This window comes from Pseudomonas sp. HMSC066A08 (assembly GCF_001813025.1).
GTDB lineage: Bacteria > Pseudomonadota > Gammaproteobacteria > Pseudomonadales > Pseudomonadaceae > Pseudomonas > Pseudomonas aeruginosa.
Map to the genome: position 1 here is coordinate 1 of NZ_KV811296.1, position 16,200 is coordinate 16,200.

Below are 16,200 nucleotides of genomic sequence, written 5' to 3' on the forward strand. Positions count from 1 at the left end.
CCGTTGGTGCCGGCGTGGTTGCCAAGATCATCGAGTAATCGCTGATCCTGCCATCAGAAAAGGGGCCCTTCGGGGCCCCTTTTTTCGTTCGTTGGTTAAATATTGACACCCTGTGGGGGCATCCGTACAATTGCGCCTCCTTTTAACGGGCGTAGTCCGTCCGTTGGGAATGGTAAATTGGAGTCTGAGGTCAAATGCAAAACCAACAAATCCGGATTCGGTTGAAGGCTTTTGACCATCGCCTGATCGATCAATCAACCCAGGAAATCGTGGAAACCGCGAAACGTACTGGTGCTCAGGTGCGTGGTCCAATCCCTCTGCCGACCCGCAAGGAACGTTTCACCGTGCTGATCTCTCCGCACGTCAACAAAGATGCGCGTGATCAGTACGAAATTCGTACACATAAGCGTGTACTGGACATCGTCCAGCCGACGGATAAAACCGTCGATGCGCTGATGAAGCTCGATCTTGCTGCAGGCGTTGAAGTACAGATCAGCCTCGGCTAATGCCTTCGGCATTGGTCGTGTAACGCTCTGAAATGGGCGGCCATAGCGGGTGAAAGCCCCGTACACTCAAGAGGTTTACAACATGACAATTGGTGTTGTCGGTCGTAAATGCGGCATGACCCGCATTTTCACCGAGGAAGGTGTCTCTATTCCGGTTACGGTCATCGAGGTCGAGCCGAATCGCGTCACCCAGTTCAAGACTGAAGAAACCGATGGCTACCGTGCAGTGCAAGTCACCGCCGGCGAGCGTCGCGCTTCTCGCGTTACCAAAGCGCAAGCTGGTCACTTTGCCAAGGCGAATGTCGCCGCCGGTCGCGGCGTGTGGGAGTTCCGTCTGGGCGAAGAACAGTATGCCGCTGGTGACCAGATCACTGTCGATCTGTTCCAGGCAGGCCAGATGGTAGACGTTACCGGCGAGTCCAAGGGTAAGGGCTTCGCGGGCACCATCAAGCGCTGGAACTTCCGTGGTCAGGATAACACCCACGGTAACTCCGTTTCCCACCGCGTCCCGGGTTCCATCGGCCAGTGCCAGACTCCTGGTCGAGTGTTCAAGGGCAAGAAAATGTCCGGTCATCTGGGTGCGGAGCGGGTAACCGTTCAATCCCTGGAGATCGTGCGCGTCGATGCTGAACGCAATCTGCTGCTGGTCAAGGGTGCCGTTCCCGGCGCTACCGGCGGTGATGTGATCGTGCGTCCGGCAGCCAAGGCTCGCGGTTAAGGGGGAAGCTGAGATGCAATTGAATGTGAACGGCGCTCAGGCTATCGAAGTCTCCGAGCGTACCTTTGGTGGCGAATTCAACGAGACCCTGGTGCACCAGGCAGTCGTGGCCTACATGGCTGGCGGCCGTCAGGGCAGCAAGGCGCAGAAGACTCGCTCCGAAGTCTCTGGTGGTGGCAAGAAGCCGTGGCGTCAGAAGGGCACCGGTCGTGCTCGCGCTGGCACCATTCGTAGCCCCATCTGGCGTGGGGGCGGCACCACTTTCGCCGCTAAACCGCGTAGCCACGAACAGAAGCTGAACAAGAAGATGTACCGCGCAGCACTGCGCTCCATCCTTGCCGAGCTCGTTCGTCTGGACCGTCTGGTCGTCGTTGCCGACTTCGCTGTCGATGCACCGAAAACCAAGGGCCTGGTTGCCAAGCTGGACGCCCTGGGTCTGAAAGACGTGCTGATCGTGACCGATGGTGTCGACGAGAACCTGTACCTCGCTGCGCGCAATCTGGCGCACGTCGATGTACGTGATGTCCAAGGTTCCGACCCCGTCAGCCTGATCGCCTACGACAAGGTGCTGGTCACCGTGTCCGCCGTGAAGAAGTTCGAGGAGCTGCTGGGATGAACCAGGAACGCGTATTCAAAGTGCTGCTTGGTCCGCACATCTCCGAGAAAGCCACGGGTCTCGCGGACGGCAAGAGCCAATTCGTTTTCAAGGTTGCCACCGATGCAACCAAGCTGGAAATCAAGAAGGCCGTAGAAAGCCTGTTCAGCGTGAAGGTACAGCGCGTCACTACCCTGAACGTCAAGGGTAAGACCAAGCGCACCGCTCGCGGTCTGGGCAAGCGTAACGACTGGAAAAAAGCGTACATCGCTCTCCAGCCGGGCCAAGATCTCGATTTCGCCACCAGCGCTGAGTAAAGGGGTGCATCATGGCAATCGTTAAGTGCAAACCGACTTCCGCTGGTCGTCGCTTTGTCGTCAAGGTGGTGAATCAGGAGCTGCACAAAGGCGCTCCCTACGCACCGCTGCTGGAAAAGAAATCCAAGTCTGGCGGCCGTAACAACAACGGTCGTATCACCACCCGTCATATCGGTGGTGGTCACAAGCAGCACTACCGTCTGGTCGACTTCCGTCGCAACAAGGATGGCATCCCTGCCATCGTTGAGCGCGTCGAATACGATCCGAACCGCACTGCACACATCGCTCTGCTGAAGTATGCGGACGGCGAGCGTCGCTACATCATCGCCCCCAAGGGCGTTGCTGCAGGTGACCAGCTGATCTCCGGTATCGGTGCGCCGATCAAGGCAGGCAACAGCATGCCTCTGCGCAACATCCCGGTGGGTAGCACTGTTCATGGTATCGAGCTGAAGCCGGGTAAAGGCGCTCAGATCGCTCGCTCCGCTGGCGCTTCCGCCCAGCTGGTCGCGCGTGAAGGTGCGTACGTAACCCTGCGTCTGCGCTCCGGTGAAATGCGTAAAGTCCTGGCTGAGTGCCGTGCGACCCTGGGCGAAGTCTCGAACTCCGAGCACAGCCTGCGTTCGCTGGGTAAAGCCGGTGCTACGCGCTGGCGTGGTGTTCGCCCGACCGTTCGCGGTGTGGCGATGAACCCGGTCGACCACCCGCATGGTGGTGGTGAAGGCCGTACCTCTGCTGGTCGTCATCCGGTATCGCCGTGGGGTCTTCAGACCAAGGGTAAGAAGACTCGCTCGAACAAGCGTACCGATAACATGATCGTCCGCCGCCGCAAGTAAATAGAGGGATACCACAGTGCCACGTTCACTGAAAAAAGGTCCGTTTATCGATCTTCACCTGTTGAAGAAGGTCGAAGTCGCGGTGGAAAAGAACGACCGCAAGCCGATCAAGACCTGGTCGCGTCGTTCGATGATTCTGCCGCATATGGTTGGTCTGACCATCGCCGTGCACAACGGCCGTCAACACGTACCGGTTCTCGTCAACGAGGACATGGTCGGCCACAAACTGGGCGAGTTCGCCGCTACCCGCACCTACCGCGGGCATGCTGCGGACAAGAAAGCCAAGCGTTAAGGGGTAAGGAAGATGGAAGTAGCCGCTAAGCTGTCGGGCGCTCGTATCTCCGCCCAGAAAGCCCGCTTGGTCGCCGACCAGATCCGCGGGAAGAAGGTGGGCGAAGCGCTCAACCTCCTGGCTTTCAGCAGTAAGAAAGCCGCCGAGATCATGAAGAAAGTGCTGGAGTCGGCCGTTGCCAACGCTGAGCACAACGAAGGCGCCGATGTGGATGACCTGAAAGTCTCCACCGTCTTCGTCAACGAAGGTCGTTCGCTCAAGCGCATCATGCCGCGTGCCAAAGGCCGTGCTGATCGCATCGTGAAGCGGTCTTGCCATATCACGGTCAAGGTTGCGGACAAGTAACGGAGTCGACAGATGGGTCAGAAAGTACATCCCAATGGCATTCGCCTGGGTATCGTCAAGGAGCACACCTCCGTTTGGTACGCAGACCGCAAGAACTATGCGGATTACCTGTTTGCCGACCTGAAGGTGCGTGAGTACCTCCAAGACAAACTAAAAAGCGCGTCCGTAAGCCGTATCGATATTCATCGTCCGGCTCAAACCGCACGCATCACCATCCACACCGCTCGTCCCGGCATCGTGATCGGCAAGAAAGGTGAAGATGTTGAGAAACTGCGCCAGGACCTGACCAAGCAAATGGGTGTGCCCGTGCACATCAACATCGAGGAAATCCGCAAGCCGGAACTCGATGCCATGCTGGTTGCGCAGAGCGTAGCCCAGCAGCTGGAGCGTCGCGTAATGTTCCGTCGCGCCATGAAGCGCGCCGTACAGAACGCCATGCGCATTGGTGCCAAGGGCATCAAGATTCAGGTCAGCGGTCGTCTGGGTGGGGCTGAAATCGCCCGTACCGAATGGTATCGCGAAGGTCGTGTGCCCCTGCACACCCTGCGCGCCGATATCGACTATGCCACCTACGAAGCGCACACCACTTACGGTGTGATCGGTGTCAAGGTTTGGATCTTCAAGGGCGAGGTCATCGGTGGCCGCCAGGAAGAGCTGAAGCCGGTAGCACCCGCTCCTCGTAAAAAAGCTGCTAGGTAAGGAGTACGCAAATGCTGCAACCCAAGCGTACGAAGTTCCGCAAACAAATGACCGGCCACAACCGTGGTCTGGCTCATCGTGGTAGTAAGGTCAGCTTCGGTGAGTACGCACTGAAGGCCACTAGCCGTGGCCGCCTTACTGCTCGTCAGATCGAGTCCGCGCGTCGTGCGCTGACCCGTCACGTGAAGCGTGGCGGCAAGATCTGGATCCGCGTATTCCCTGACAAGCCTGTCACCAAGAAGCCCCTCGAAGTTCGTATGGGTAAAGGTAAGGGTGGGGTCGAGTACTGGGTAGCCCAGATCCAGCCGGGCAAGGTCCTGTACGAGATCGAGGGTGTTTCCGAAGAGCTGGCGCGTGAGGCTTTCGCCCTGGCTGCTGCAAAGCTGCCCCTCGCCACCTCCTTTGTTAAGCGGACGGTGATGTGATGAAAGCGAATGAACTTCGTGAAAAATCCGTTGAGCAGCTGAACGAGCAACTGCTCGGCCTGCTGCGCGACCAGTTCAATCTGCGCATGCAGAAAGCAACTGGCCAGTTGGGGCAGTCTCACCTGCTCTCGCAGGTTAAGCGCGACATCGCTCGCGTTAAAACTGTGCTCAATCAGCAAGCAGGTAAGTGATCATGGCTGAAGCTCAGAAAACCGTCCGTACGCTGACCGGCCGCGTCGTCAGCGACAAAATGGACAAGACCGTCACCGTACTGATCGAGCGTCGCGTCAAGCACCCGATCTACGGCAAATACGTCAAGCGTTCGACCAAACTGCACGCACACGACGAATCCAATCAGTGCCGCATTGGTGACCTGGTCACCATTCGCGAAACCCGTCCGCTGGCCAAGACCAAGGCCTGGACCCTGGTTGATATCGTTGAACGCGCGGTGGAAGTCTAAGGACTAGGGGTCGGAGAAATTATATGATTCAGACTCAATCCATGCTCGATGTCGCTGACAACAGCGGCGCGCGTCGTGTGATGTGCATCAAGGTGCTCGGCGGTTCCCATCGCCGTTACGCCGGCATCGGCGACATCATCAAGGTCACCGTCAAGGAAGCGATTCCGCGCGGCAAAGTGAAGAAGGGCCAGGTCATGACTGCCGTGGTCGTTCGCACCAAGCACGGCGTACGTCGTACCGACGGTTCCATCATCCGCTTCGACGGCAACGCCGCCGTCCTGCTGAACAACAAGCAGGAGCCGATCGGCACCCGTATCTTTGGGCCAGTGACTCGTGAACTCCGTACCGAGAAGTTCATGAAGATCGTCTCGCTCGCCCCCGAAGTGCTGTAAGGAGTAGCCGTCATGCAAAAGATTCGTCGTGACGACGAAGTAATCGTCATTGCCGGCAAGGACAAGGGCAAGCGTGGCAAGGTGCTGAAGGTTCTCGCTGACGACCGTCTGGTCGTCGGCGGGGTGAACCTGATCAAGCGCCACACCAAGCCCAATCCGATGCTCGGCCAACAGGGCGGTATCGTCGAGAAGGAGGCGCCTCTGCATGTCTCCAACGTCGCCATCTTCAATACTGAAACCAGCAAGGCTGACCGCGTTGGCTTCAAGGTAGAAGACGGTAAGAAAATTCGTGTCTTCAAGTCGACCCAGAAACCGGTTCAGGCTTGAGGCTGCTAGGTAGATCACCATGGCACGATTGAAAGAAATTTATCGGAAGGAAATCGCGCCCAAGCTGAAAGAAGAGCTTCAGCTGGCGAACGTGATGGAAGTTCCGCGCGTTACCAAAATCACCCTGAACATGGGTCTTGGCGAGGCGGTCGGTGACAAGAAGATCATCGAGAACGCCGTAGCCGATCTGGAAAAGATCACTGGTCAGAAGCCGGTCGTGACTTACGCTCGTAAGTCCATCGCAGGCTTCAAGATCCGTGAAGGCTGGCCGATCGGCGTCAAGGTCACCCTGCGTAGCGACCGGATGTACGAGTTCCTGGATCGTCTGCTGTCCATCTCCCTGCCGCGCGTGCGTGACTTCCGCGGCCTGAATGCCAAGTCCTTCGATGGTCGCGGCAACTACAGCATGGGCGTGAAAGAGCAGATCATCTTCCCGGAAATCGATTACGACAAGATCGATGCGCTGCGTGGCCTGGACATCACCCTGACCACCACCGCTCGTACGGATGACGAAGGTCGCGCCCTGCTGCGTGCTTTCAAATTCCCGTTCCGTAACTGATTGGAGTAGGAACATGGCTAAAGAGAGCATGAAGAACCGCGAGCTGAAGCGTCAGCTGACGGTAGCCAAGTACGCCAAGAAGCGTGCCGAGCTGAAAGCGATCATCGCTAATCCGAACTCCTCTGCGGAAGAGCGTTGGAATGCCCAGGTCGCCCTGCAGAAGCAACCGCGTGACGCCAGCGCCAGCCGCCTGCGTAACCGTTGCCGCCTGACCGGTCGTCCGCACGGCTTCTACCGCAAGTTCGGCCTGAGCCGTAACAAGCTGCGCGAAGCCGCCATGCGCGGCGACGTACCGGGTCTGGTGAAGGCCAGCTGGTAATCGCAGCGAACGGTGTCGCCAGCCGGCACCGTTGATCGCGACATCGAATCAAGCCCCTCATGGGGCTTGATTCGTTTTGGCGCGATCTCTAGAATACCCGGCTCCCCTGAGCCTGGGTTTGTTTCGCCTGGCGTTTATGGGCGAATTGAAGTTGAAGGCTTATTCTTTTGTATCAGGAGCGTTAAGCCCATGAGTATGCAGGACCCGTTAGCAGACATGCTAACTCGCATCCGTAATGCCCAGATGGCTGAAAAGACCGTCGTAAGCATGCCGTCCTCGAAACTGAAAGCGGCGGTGGCCAAAGTCCTGAAGGACGAAGGCTATATTGCGGATTTCCAGATCAGCTCGGAAGTAAAACCCCAGCTGTCCATCGAACTGAAGTACTTCGAAGGCAAGCCTGTCATCGAAGAGGTCAAGCGCATCAGCCGTCCTGGCCTGCGTCAGTACAAATCCGTTGAGCAACTGCCGAAAGTTCGTGGCGGCCTCGGTGTGTCGATCGTCTCCACCAACAAAGGTGTGATGACCGATCGTGCTGCCCGTGCTGCTGGTGTTGGCGGCGAAGTGCTCTGCACTGTGTTCTAAGGGGAATCAGCATGTCTCGCGTTGCTAAGAACCCCGTCAAGCTGCCTGCCGGCGTTGAAATCAAACTGGCTGGTCAGCAACTGTCCATCAAGGGCGCCAAAGGTGCTCTGGAGCTCAAGGTCCATCCTTCGGTCGAAGTGATCCAGGACAGCGGTGAGCTGCGTTTTGCTGCGCGTAACGGCGACCAGCAGACTCGCGCCATGGCTGGTACCACCCGTGCTCTGGTGAACAACATGGTAGTCGGCGTCAGCCAGGGCTTCGAGCGCAAGCTCCAGCTGGTCGGCGTTGGTTACAAAGCGCAGGCCAAGGGCCAAGTGCTGTCCCTGTCCCTCGGCTTCTCCCATCCGGTTGATTACGAACTGCCGGCCGGCATCGTCGCTGAGACCCCCAGCCAGACCGATATCCTGATCAAGGGTATCGACAAGCAGCTGGTCGGTCAGGTTGCTGCCGAAATTCGCGACTTCCGTCCGCCGGAGCCTTACAAAGGCAAGGGCGTGCGTTACGCCGACGAAGTCGTCCGTCGTAAAGAAGCCAAGAAGAAGTAGGGCATAGCAAATGAGCGTCAAGAAAGAAACCCGTCTGCGTCGCGCTCGCAAGGCACGCCTGAAGATGCGCGAGCTGGAAACCGTACGCCTCTGCGTGTACCGCTCTTCCCAGCACATTTACGCCCAGGTCATTGCGGCCGACGGCGGCAAGGTCCTGGCCAGCGCCTCGACCCTGGACAAAGACCTGCGCGAAGGTGCCACCGGCAACATCGATGCAGCCAAGAAAGTTGGTCAACTGGTCGCCGAGCGCGCCAAAGCGGCCGGCGTCACCCAGGTGGCGTTCGATCGTTCTGGCTTCAAGTACCACGGCCGTGTGAAAGCGCTGGCTGATGCCGCTCGTGAAGGCGGACTGGAGTTCTAAGTTATGGCAAACAACGAGCAAAAGCGCGACGAAGGCTACATCGAGAAGCTGGTTCAGGTTAACCGCGTCGCCAAAACCGTAAAAGGTGGCCGTATCTTCGCTTTCACCGCACTGACCGTGGTAGGTGATGGCAAGGGTCGCGTTGGTTTCGGTCGTGGCAAGGCGCGTGAAGTGCCGGCCGCCATCCAGAAAGCAATGGAAGCCGCTCGCCGCAACATGATCCAAGTCGATCTGAACGGCACCACCCTGCAATATCCGACCAAGTCCGCCCATGGCGCCTCCAAGGTGTACATGCAGCCGGCTTCGGAAGGTACCGGCATCATCGCCGGCGGCGCCATGCGTGCCGTTCTGGAAGTGGCTGGTGTACAGAACGTCCTGGCCAAGTGCTATGGCTCCACCAATCCGGTGAACGTGGTTTACGCCACCTTCAAGGGCCTGAAGAACATGCAGGCCCCGGAAGCAGTAGCGGCCAAGCGTGGCAAGAGCGTCGAGGAGATTCTCTAACCATGGCAACTGTCAAAGTCACTCTGGTCAAGAGCCTGAACGGCCGTCTGGCCAACCACAAGGCTTGCGTCAAGGGTCTCGGCCTGCGTCGCATCAATCATACCGTCGAAGTTCAGGACACTCCTGAGAACCGCGGCATGATCAACAAGGCCTACTACCTGCTGCGTGTGGAGGGTTAATCCATGCAACTGAACGATCTGCGTTCCGCGCCGGGTGCCCGTCGCGAAAAGCACCGTCCGGGCCGTGGCATCGGTAGCGGTCTGGGCAAGACCGGTGGCCGTGGTCACAAAGGTCTGACCTCCCGCTCCGGTGGCAAGGTCGCTCCGGGCTTCGAGGGTGGGCAACAGCCTCTGCACCGTCGTCTGCCGAAGTTCGGCTTCGTTTCCCTGAAGGCCATGGATCGTGCTGAAGTACGCACCTCCGAGCTGGCCAAGGTCGAAGGCGACGTCGTCAGCCTGCAGACCCTGAAGGATGCCAACCTGATCAACCAGCACGTACAGCGCGTCAAAGTCATGCTGTCCGGCGAAGTTGGTCGTGCGGTCACCCTGAAAGGTATCGCCGCCACCAAGGGTGCGCGTGCGGCTATCGAAGCAGCTGGCGGTAAATTCGAGGACTAAATGGCTAAGCAAGGTGCTCTCTCTGCGCTAAGCAACGGCGGTCTGTCCGAGCTCTGGGCACGTCTGCGTTTCCTGTTCCTGGCGATCATCGTCTATCGGATCGGCGCGCACATCCCAGTTCCGGGCATCAACCCCGATCGCTTGGCGGCACTGTTCCGGCAGAACGAGGGGACCATTCTTAGCCTCTTCAACATGTTTTCCGGCGGCGCGCTGGAGCGCATGAGTATCTTTGCACTGGGGATCATGCCGTACATCTCGGCATCGATCATCATGCAGCTCATGACCGCTATCAGCCCGCAGCTGGAGCAGTTGAAGAAAGAGGGTGAGTCTGGGCGTCGCAAGATCAGCCAGTACACCCGCTACGGTACTGTAGTCCTGGCACTGGTCCAGGCCATCGGCATGTCCGTTGGCCTGGGCAGCCAGGGCGTAGCCTTCTCCAACGACTTCGGCTTCTACTTCGTGGCTGTCACCACCTTCGTGGCTGGTGCCATGTTCATGATGTGGCTGGGCGAGCAGATCACCGAGCGCGGTGTCGGCAACGGCATCTCGATGTTGATCTTCGCTGGTATCGTTGCAGGCCTGCCGCGCGCCATCGGTCAGTCTTTCGAGTCTGCCCGTCAAGGTGACATCAACATCTTCGCCCTGATCGGCGTCGGCCTGCTGGCCGTGGCGATCATCGCGTTCGTGGTGTTCATCGAGCGTGGCCAGCGTCGCATCGCGGTGCATTACGCCAAGCGCCAGCAAGGCCGCAAGGTGTTTGCAGCGCAGACCAGCCATCTGCCGTTGAAGGTGAACATGGCGGGTGTGATTCCCGCGATTTTCGCCAGCAGTATCCTGCTGTTCCCGGCGTCCCTGGGCTCCTGGTTCGGTCAGTCGGAAGGCTTGGGTTGGTTGCAGGACGTCGCGCAAGCGATCGCTCCGGGGCAGCCGCTGAACATCTTGCTGTTCACTGCAGGGATCGTTTTCTTCTGCTTCTTCTATACAGCGCTGATGTTCAACCCGAAGGACGTGGCGGAGAACCTCAAGAAGTCCGGTGCATTTATTCCGGGCATCCGTCCGGGCGAACAGTCCGCTCGCTACATCGATGGCGTGCTGACCCGTTTGACCATGTTCGGTGCTCTGTACATGACGGCTGTCTGCCTGCTGCCCCAGTTCCTGGTGGTTGCGGCGCACGTGCCGTTCTATCTTGGCGGGACCTCGCTGTTGATCGTGGTCGTGGTTGTCATGGACTTTATGGCCCAGGTGCAATCTCACCTCGTTTCTCACCAGTATGAATCCCTGATGAAGAAAGCCAACCTGAAGGGCTACGGCAGCGGCATGCTGCGCTGATAGACCCGTAAGGTTCGAGGAGTTGGTGATGAAAGTTCGTGCATCGGTCAAGAAGCTGTGCCGTAACTGCAAAATCATCCGTCGCGATGGCATCGTGCGGGTGATCTGCAGCGCGGAACCGCGTCACAAGCAGCGCCAAGGCTGATTGTGATCCACGCGTGATAACCCGGCAGCTAGTGTGCTGCCGGGTTGATTATTTGCTATTACAGCGCTAATATCCGCGCCCTTTCTTGGCTTCCTGGGCGCAGGGTAGCTGTCAATTGGAGTTTTTCTGAATGGCCCGTATTGCAGGCGTCAACATTCCGGATAACAAGCACACTGTTATCTCGCTGACCTACATCTATGGTGTTGGTCGCACTACTGCTCAGAGCATCTGCGCAGCCACCGGCGTAAACCCGGCTGCCAAGATCAAGGACCTGAGCGACGAGCAGATCGATCAGCTGCGTAACGAAGTCGCGAAGATCACCACCGAAGGTGACCTGCGTCGCGAAATCAACATGAACATCAAGCGTCTGATGGACCTCGGTTGCTACCGCGGTCTGCGTCATCGTCGCGGTCTGCCGGTTCGCGGTCAGCGTACCAAGACCAACGCGCGTACCCGCAAGGGCCCGCGTAAGCCGATCCGCAAGTAATCGCGTAGGAATCTAGTCATGGCAAAACCTGCTGCTCGTCCCCGTAAGAAAGTCAAAAAGACAGTGGTCGATGGGATCGCCCACATCCACGCGTCTTTCAACAACACCATCGTGACCATCACCGACCGTCAGGGCAACGCACTGTCCTGGGCGACCTCCGGTGGTTCCGGTTTCCGCGGCTCGCGTAAGAGCACCCCGTTCGCTGCCCAGGTAGCGGCCGAGCGTGCCGGCCAGGCTGCCCTGGAATACGGTCTGAAGAACCTGGACGTCAACGTCAAGGGCCCGGGCCCGGGCCGCGAGTCCGCCGTTCGCGCTCTGAATGCTTGCGGCTACAAGATCGCCAGCATCACCGACGTAACCCCGATCCCGCATAACGGCTGCCGTCCGCCGAAAAAGCGTCGCGTGTAATAGGAGACAGTGAGAAATGGCTCGTTACATTGGTCCCAAGTGCAAACTGTCTCGCCGTGAAGGCACCGACCTGTTCCTGAAGAGCGGCGCCCGCGCCCTCGACTCGAAGTGCAAGGCTGAAAACGTTCCCGGCCAGCATGGCCAGCGTCGTGGCCGTCTGTCCGACTACGGTCTGCAGCTGCGTGAAAAGCAGAAAGTACGTCGCATCTACGGCGTGCTGGAGCGTCAGTTCCGCGGTTACTACCAGGAAGCTTCCCGTCGCAAGGGTTCTACCGGTGAGAACCTGCTGCAACTGCTCGAGTGCCGCCTGGACAACGTCGTATACCGCATGGGCTTCGGTTCCACTCGTTCGGAATCCCGCCAGCTGGTATCCCACAAGGCCATCACCGTCAACGGTCAGACCGTCAACATCCCTTCCTACCAAGTGAAGGCCGGTGACGTCGTAGCTGTTCGCGAAAAATCGAAGAACCAGCTGCGTATCGCTCAGGCTCTGGAACTCTGTGGCCAGCGCGGTCGCGTCGAGTGGGTCGAAGTCGACCTCGACAAGAAGGCTGGTACCTTCAAGAGTGCTCCGGCTCGCAGCGACCTGTCCGCTGATATCAACGAAAACCTGATTGTCGAGCTCTACTCCAAGTAAGGGCTAGAAAATAGGTGCATCCATGCAGAGTTCGGTAAATGAGTTCCTGACCCCCCGCCACATCGATGTGCAGGTGGTCAGTCAAACCCGCGCCAAGATCACGCTCGAGCCTCTCGAGCGTGGTTTTGGTCACACCCTGGGCAACGCGCTGCGTCGCATCCTGTTGTCCTCCATGCCTGGCTGCGCAGTGGTCGAGGCCGAGATCGACGGCGTACTCCACGAGTACTCGGCGATCGAAGGTGTGCAGGAAGATGTAATCGAGATCCTGCTGAACCTGAAAGGTCTGGCCATCAAGCTGCACGGTCGTGATGAAGTGACGCTGACCCTGGCTAAGAAGGGCTCGGGTGTTGTGACTGCTGCCGATATTCAGCTGGATCACGATGTTGAGATCATCAACGGTGACCACGTTATCGCCAACCTGGCAGACAACGGCGCGCTGAACATGAAGCTGAAGGTAGCTCGTGGCCGTGGCTACGAGCCTGCCGACGCACGTCAGAGCGATGAAGACGAAAGCCGCAGCATCGGCCGTCTGCAGCTCGACGCATCGTTCAGCCCGGTCCGTCGTGTCTCCTACGTGGTGGAAAACGCCCGTGTCGAGCAGCGCACCAACCTGGACAAACTGGTCCTGGACCTGGAAACCAACGGCACCCTGGATCCCGAAGAGGCTATCCGTCGCGCCGCTACCATCCTGCAACAGCAGCTGGCAGCGTTCGTGGACCTCAAGGGCGACAGCGAACCCGTCGTTGAAGAGCAGGAAGACGAGATCGATCCGATCCTCCTGCGCCCGGTCGATGACCTGGAACTGACCGTACGTTCGGCCAACTGCCTGAAGGCGGAAAACATCTACTACATCGGTGACCTGATCCAGCGCACCGAAGTGGAGCTGTTGAAAACGCCGAACCTGGGCAAGAAGTCCCTGACCGAAATCAAGGACGTTCTGGCTTCCCGTGGTCTGTCCCTCGGTATGCGCCTCGATAACTGGCCGCCGGCAAGTCTTAAGAAAGACGACAAGGCCACTGCCTGATCGTCGTAACTACCGAACGTAAAGTTTGGAAAGGAATTGAACCATGCGCCATCGTAAAAGTGGTCGTCACCTGAGCCGCACCAGCGCGCACCGCAAGGCTATGTTCCAGAACATGGCGGTGTCGCTGTTCGAACACGAACTGATCAAAACCACCCTGCCCAAGGCCAAGGAACTGCGTCGCGTTGCCGAGCCGCTGATCACCCTGGCCAAGGAAGACAGCGTCGCCAACCGTCGTCTGGCTTTCGACCGTACCCGTTCGAAAGCTGCCGTTGGCAAGCTGTTCAACGACCTGGGCAAGCGCTACGCCAACCGTCCGGGCGGCTACCTGCGCATCCTGAAGTGCGGTTTCCGCGCTGGCGACAACGCCCCCATGGCGTACGTCGAGCTGGTTGATCGTCCTGTCGGCGGTGAAGTCGTAGAAGCTGCCGAATAAGGCATCTGCTGCACAAGAAACCGGGCCTAGGCCCGGTTTTTTATTACCTGCATTAAAGTTTTTATCTATCGGATCGCTGTCTTTAATAAATTGGATTGCGGGAGGGCTGTCATTCATCCTTAACCTGCTTTTACGAAAAGCTACGTTCGGATAAGCGAGATCAATGCAAAGGGCGCTTGGTCATCTGACAGGTTGTCCTCCGCCAATCCCTGGTCCACGCTGATGATTTCCGTGTAGCCGCTTCGCTTCATAGCACGTTAGCCGTTGAGGAGAGAGTAAATGGAAGAGAAGACCCGCCTGACCACTGCCGCTGGCGCACCGGTGGTCGATAACCAGAACGTGCAGACCGCCGGTCCGCGTGGCCCGATGTTGCTGCAGGACGTGTGGTTCCTCGAGAAGCTCGCCCACTTCGATCGCGAAGTGATCCCCGAACGCCGCATGCATGCGAAAGGCTCCGCGGCCTACGGCACCTTCACCGTCACCCACGACATCACCCCTTACACCCGGGCGAAGATCTTCTCCCAGGTCGGCAAGAAGACCGATATGTTCCTGCGCTTCTCCACCGTCGCCGGTGAGCGCGGCGCAGCGGATGCCGAGCGTGACATCCGCGGCTTCTCCATGCGTTTCTACACTGAGCAGGGCAATTGGGACCTGGTCGGCAACAACACCCCGGTGTTCTACCTGCGCGACCCGCTCAAATTCCCCGATCTCAACCACGTGGTAAAGCGTGACCCGCGCACCAACCTGCGCAATGCGACCTTCAAGTGGGACTTTTTCTCCCACCTCCCCGAGTCGCTGCATCAGTTGACCATCGACTTCAGCGACCGCGGTCTGCCGAAGAGCTATCGGCACATCCATGGTTTCGGCAGCCATACCTTCAGCTTCATCAATGCGAACAACGAGCGCTTCTGGGTCAAGTTCCACTTCAAGACCCAACAGGGCATCGAGAACCTGACCAACGCCGAGGCTGCCGAAGTGATCGCCCAGGACCGCGAGAGTTCGCAGCGCGACTTGTACGAGAGCATCGAGAAAGGCGACTTCCCGCGCTGGAAGATGTACGTGCAGATCATGCCCGAGAAGGAAGCGGCCACCTATCGCTACAACCCGTTCGACCTGACCAAGGTCTGGCCCCACGGCGACTACCCGTTGATCGAAGTGGGTTTCTTCGAGCTGAACCGTAACCCGGACAACTACTTCGCCGAGGTCGAGCAGGCCGCTTTCACGCCGGCCAACGTGGTGCCCGGTATCGGTTTCTCGCCGGACAAGATGCTCCAGGGCCGTCTGTTCTCCTACGGCGACGCCCATCGCTATCGCCTGGGCGTCAACCACCACCAGATCCCGGTGAACGCCGCGCGTTGCCCGCACCAGGTCTACCACCGCGACGGCGGCATGCGGGTGGACGGCAACAACGCCCATCAGCGCGTCACCTACGAGCCGAACAGCTTCAACCAGTGGCAGGAGCAGCCTGACTTCTCCGAGCCGCCGCTGAGCCTGGAGGGCGCGGCGGACCACTGGAACCACCGGGTGGACGACGACTACTACAGCCAGCCGGCCGCGCTGTTCCATCTGTTCACCGACGAGCAGAAACAGCGACTGTTCGCCAACATCGCCGAAGACATCCGCGATGTACCGGAACAGATCCAGCGTCGCCAGATCGGCCTGTTCCTCAAGGTCGATCCGGCCTACGGCAAAGGCGTCGCCGACGCCCTCGGCCTGAAGCTGGACTGATGGCCTGATGAGGCCCCCGGCCCCCTTCCTGCGAAGGGGGCTTTTTATCTGCATTGGCTTGACCCGGATCAGGCGGAGCCGGGAGCATATGCGGCTAGATTCCTAGTTTTCTCCAGGGAGAGCCCCCCGATGCAAGGCCATCCGGAAGTCATCGATTACCTCAACACGCTACTGACCGGCGAGCTGGCCGCGCGCGACCAGTACTTCATCCACTCGCGGATGTACGAGGACTGGGGCTTCAGCAAGCTCTACGAGCGCCTCAACCACGAGATGGAGGAGGAGACCCAGCACGCCGATGCCCTACTGCGCCGTATCCTCCTGCTCGAAGGTACGCCGCGCATGCGTCCCGACGATATCCACCCGGGCACCACGGTGCCGGAGATGCTCGAGGCCGATCTCAAGCTCGAGCGCCATGTCCGCGCCGCTCTGGCCAAGGGCATCGCCCTCTGCGAGCAGCACAAGGACTTCGTCAGCCGCGACATCCTCAAGGCCCAGTTGGCCGACACCGAGGAAGACCACGCCTACTGGTTGGAGCAGCAGCTTGGCCTGATCGCCAGGATGGGCCTGGAGAACTACCTGCAATCGCAGATCTGACCCCCACCCCGCGGATACG

Annotated in this window: 30 protein-coding genes; all 30 read left to right on the forward strand. The window is 58.9% G+C overall.

Features of this window, described 5'->3' with window-relative positions; all coding sequences use genetic code 11:
• Positions 1-194 precede the first annotated feature (194 nt).
• The 30 genes from rpsJ to bfr all read left to right on the forward strand — a co-directional run bounded on the left by rpsJ (position 195) and on the right by bfr (position 16,181).
• Positions 195-506: a 30S ribosomal protein S10 gene (rpsJ, locus tag HMPREF2886_RS12930; RefSeq protein WP_003103876.1), complete on the forward strand. Its 312-nt coding sequence runs from the start codon at positions 195-197 to the stop codon at positions 504-506.
• An 82-nt stretch (positions 507-588) separates the two neighbouring features.
• Complete coding sequence (gene rplC / locus HMPREF2886_RS12935; protein ID WP_003103877.1) at positions 589-1,224, forward strand: 50S ribosomal protein L3; 636 nt, start codon at positions 589-591, stop codon at positions 1,222-1,224.
• Between the two features lie 13 nt (positions 1,225-1,237).
• On the forward strand, positions 1,238-1,840 hold the full coding sequence (gene rplD, locus HMPREF2886_RS12940; protein WP_070747517.1) for a 50S ribosomal protein L4: 603 nt from the start codon (positions 1,238-1,240) through the stop codon (positions 1,838-1,840).
• Positions 1,837-2,136 carry a 50S ribosomal protein L23 gene (rplW, locus tag HMPREF2886_RS12945; RefSeq protein ID WP_003093736.1) on the forward strand — a complete coding sequence of 100 codons (300 nt, stop codon included), beginning with the start codon at positions 1,837-1,839 and terminating at the stop codon, positions 2,134-2,136. Before rplD ends, rplW begins: the two co-directional genes overlap by 4 nt.
• 11 nt (positions 2,137-2,147) lie before the next feature.
• On the forward strand, positions 2,148-2,969 hold the full coding sequence (gene rplB, locus HMPREF2886_RS12950; RefSeq protein WP_003103878.1) for a 50S ribosomal protein L2: 822 nt from the start codon (positions 2,148-2,150) through the stop codon (positions 2,967-2,969).
• A 16-nt stretch (positions 2,970-2,985) separates the two neighbouring features.
• On the forward strand, positions 2,986-3,261 hold the full coding sequence (gene rpsS / locus HMPREF2886_RS12955; protein WP_003093734.1) for a 30S ribosomal protein S19: 276 nt from the start codon (positions 2,986-2,988) through the stop codon (positions 3,259-3,261).
• A gap of 12 nt (positions 3,262-3,273) precedes the next feature.
• Entirely contained in the window at positions 3,274-3,606 is a 333-nt protein-coding gene (gene rplV / locus HMPREF2886_RS12960; RefSeq protein ID WP_003103908.1) for a 50S ribosomal protein L22, read from the forward strand.
• 12 nt (positions 3,607-3,618) lie between these two features.
• Positions 3,619-4,305: a 30S ribosomal protein S3 gene (rpsC, locus tag HMPREF2886_RS12965; RefSeq protein ID WP_003093727.1), complete on the forward strand. Its 687-nt coding sequence runs from the start codon at positions 3,619-3,621 to the stop codon at positions 4,303-4,305.
• Positions 4,306-4,316: 11 nt separating this feature from the next.
• Entirely contained in the window at positions 4,317-4,730 is a 414-nt protein-coding gene (rplP, locus tag HMPREF2886_RS12970) for a 50S ribosomal protein L16 (protein ID WP_003093723.1), read from the forward strand.
• Entirely contained in the window at positions 4,730-4,921 is a 192-nt protein-coding gene (rpmC, locus tag HMPREF2886_RS12975) for a 50S ribosomal protein L29 (RefSeq protein WP_003093720.1), read from the forward strand. The genes rplP and rpmC overlap by 1 nt, the downstream gene beginning before the upstream one ends.
• Before the next feature lie 2 nt (positions 4,922-4,923).
• On the forward strand, positions 4,924-5,190 hold the full coding sequence (rpsQ, locus tag HMPREF2886_RS12980) for a 30S ribosomal protein S17 (RefSeq protein ID WP_003093717.1): 267 nt from the start codon (positions 4,924-4,926) through the stop codon (positions 5,188-5,190).
• 23 nt (positions 5,191-5,213) lie between these two features.
• Positions 5,214-5,582 (forward strand): 50S ribosomal protein L14, encoded by a 369-nt coding sequence (rplN, locus tag HMPREF2886_RS12985; protein WP_003093714.1) that lies wholly within the window; start codon positions 5,214-5,216, stop codon positions 5,580-5,582.
• 12 nt (positions 5,583-5,594) lie between these two features.
• The gene (rplX, locus tag HMPREF2886_RS12990) at positions 5,595-5,909 is read left to right on the forward strand and encodes a 50S ribosomal protein L24 (protein WP_003093711.1); all 315 of its coding nucleotides are present in this window, start codon (positions 5,595-5,597) and stop codon (positions 5,907-5,909) included.
• A 19-nt stretch (positions 5,910-5,928) separates the two neighbouring features.
• Entirely contained in the window at positions 5,929-6,468 is a 540-nt protein-coding gene (rplE, locus tag HMPREF2886_RS12995) for a 50S ribosomal protein L5 (protein WP_003093703.1), read from the forward strand.
• Positions 6,469-6,481: 13 nt separating this feature from the next.
• Positions 6,482-6,787, forward strand: coding sequence for a 30S ribosomal protein S14 (gene rpsN / locus HMPREF2886_RS13000; RefSeq protein WP_003093701.1), 306 nt, complete (start codon positions 6,482-6,484; stop codon positions 6,785-6,787).
• A 189-nt stretch (positions 6,788-6,976) separates the two neighbouring features.
• Positions 6,977-7,369, forward strand: a complete 393-nt coding sequence (gene rpsH, locus HMPREF2886_RS13005) for a 30S ribosomal protein S8 (protein ID WP_003093700.1) — start codon at positions 6,977-6,979, stop codon at positions 7,367-7,369.
• An 11-nt stretch (positions 7,370-7,380) separates the two neighbouring features.
• A complete protein-coding gene (gene rplF, locus HMPREF2886_RS13010; RefSeq protein WP_003093699.1) occupies positions 7,381-7,914 on the forward strand; it encodes a 50S ribosomal protein L6 in 534 nt (177 codons plus the stop codon).
• A 10-nt stretch (positions 7,915-7,924) separates the two neighbouring features.
• Positions 7,925-8,275 (forward strand): 50S ribosomal protein L18, encoded by a 351-nt coding sequence (gene rplR, locus HMPREF2886_RS13015; protein WP_003093698.1) that lies wholly within the window; start codon positions 7,925-7,927, stop codon positions 8,273-8,275.
• A gap of 3 nt (positions 8,276-8,278) precedes the next feature.
• Positions 8,279-8,779 carry a 30S ribosomal protein S5 gene (gene rpsE / locus HMPREF2886_RS13020; RefSeq protein ID WP_003093697.1) on the forward strand — a complete coding sequence of 167 codons (501 nt, stop codon included), beginning with the start codon at positions 8,279-8,281 and terminating at the stop codon, positions 8,777-8,779.
• Between the two features lie 2 nt (positions 8,780-8,781).
• Complete coding sequence (gene rpmD / locus HMPREF2886_RS13025; RefSeq protein WP_003093696.1) at positions 8,782-8,958, forward strand: 50S ribosomal protein L30; 177 nt, start codon at positions 8,782-8,784, stop codon at positions 8,956-8,958.
• Positions 8,959-8,961: 3 nt separating this feature from the next.
• On the forward strand, positions 8,962-9,396 hold the full coding sequence (gene rplO, locus HMPREF2886_RS13030; RefSeq protein WP_003093695.1) for a 50S ribosomal protein L15: 435 nt from the start codon (positions 8,962-8,964) through the stop codon (positions 9,394-9,396).
• Complete coding sequence (secY, locus tag HMPREF2886_RS13035; protein WP_003093694.1) at positions 9,397-10,725, forward strand: preprotein translocase subunit SecY; 1,329 nt, start codon at positions 9,397-9,399, stop codon at positions 10,723-10,725.
• A 28-nt stretch (positions 10,726-10,753) separates the two neighbouring features.
• Positions 10,754-10,870 carry a 50S ribosomal protein L36 gene (rpmJ, locus tag HMPREF2886_RS13040; protein WP_003093693.1) on the forward strand — a complete coding sequence of 39 codons (117 nt, stop codon included), beginning with the start codon at positions 10,754-10,756 and terminating at the stop codon, positions 10,868-10,870.
• 130 nt (positions 10,871-11,000) lie between these two features.
• Positions 11,001-11,357, forward strand: a complete 357-nt coding sequence (gene rpsM / locus HMPREF2886_RS13045; RefSeq protein WP_003093692.1) for a 30S ribosomal protein S13 — start codon at positions 11,001-11,003, stop codon at positions 11,355-11,357.
• A gap of 18 nt (positions 11,358-11,375) precedes the next feature.
• Entirely contained in the window at positions 11,376-11,765 is a 390-nt protein-coding gene (gene rpsK / locus HMPREF2886_RS13050) for a 30S ribosomal protein S11 (RefSeq protein WP_003093689.1), read from the forward strand.
• 16 nt (positions 11,766-11,781) lie between these two features.
• The gene (gene rpsD / locus HMPREF2886_RS13055) at positions 11,782-12,402 is read left to right on the forward strand and encodes a 30S ribosomal protein S4 (RefSeq protein WP_003093678.1); all 621 of its coding nucleotides are present in this window, start codon (positions 11,782-11,784) and stop codon (positions 12,400-12,402) included.
• Positions 12,403-12,424: 22 nt separating this feature from the next.
• Positions 12,425-13,426: a DNA-directed RNA polymerase subunit alpha gene (gene rpoA / locus HMPREF2886_RS13060; protein WP_003093675.1), complete on the forward strand. Its 1,002-nt coding sequence runs from the start codon at positions 12,425-12,427 to the stop codon at positions 13,424-13,426.
• A gap of 43 nt (positions 13,427-13,469) precedes the next feature.
• Positions 13,470-13,859, forward strand: a complete 390-nt coding sequence (gene rplQ, locus HMPREF2886_RS13065) for a 50S ribosomal protein L17 (protein ID WP_003093672.1) — start codon at positions 13,470-13,472, stop codon at positions 13,857-13,859.
• A gap of 279 nt (positions 13,860-14,138) precedes the next feature.
• Positions 14,139-15,587, forward strand: a complete 1,449-nt coding sequence (katA, locus tag HMPREF2886_RS13070; RefSeq protein ID WP_003103909.1) for a catalase KatA — start codon at positions 14,139-14,141, stop codon at positions 15,585-15,587.
• A 129-nt stretch (positions 15,588-15,716) separates the two neighbouring features.
• Entirely contained in the window at positions 15,717-16,181 is a 465-nt protein-coding gene (gene bfr, locus HMPREF2886_RS13075) for a bacterioferritin (RefSeq protein ID WP_003093668.1), read from the forward strand.
• The last annotated feature ends 19 nt before the right edge of the window (positions 16,182-16,200 follow it).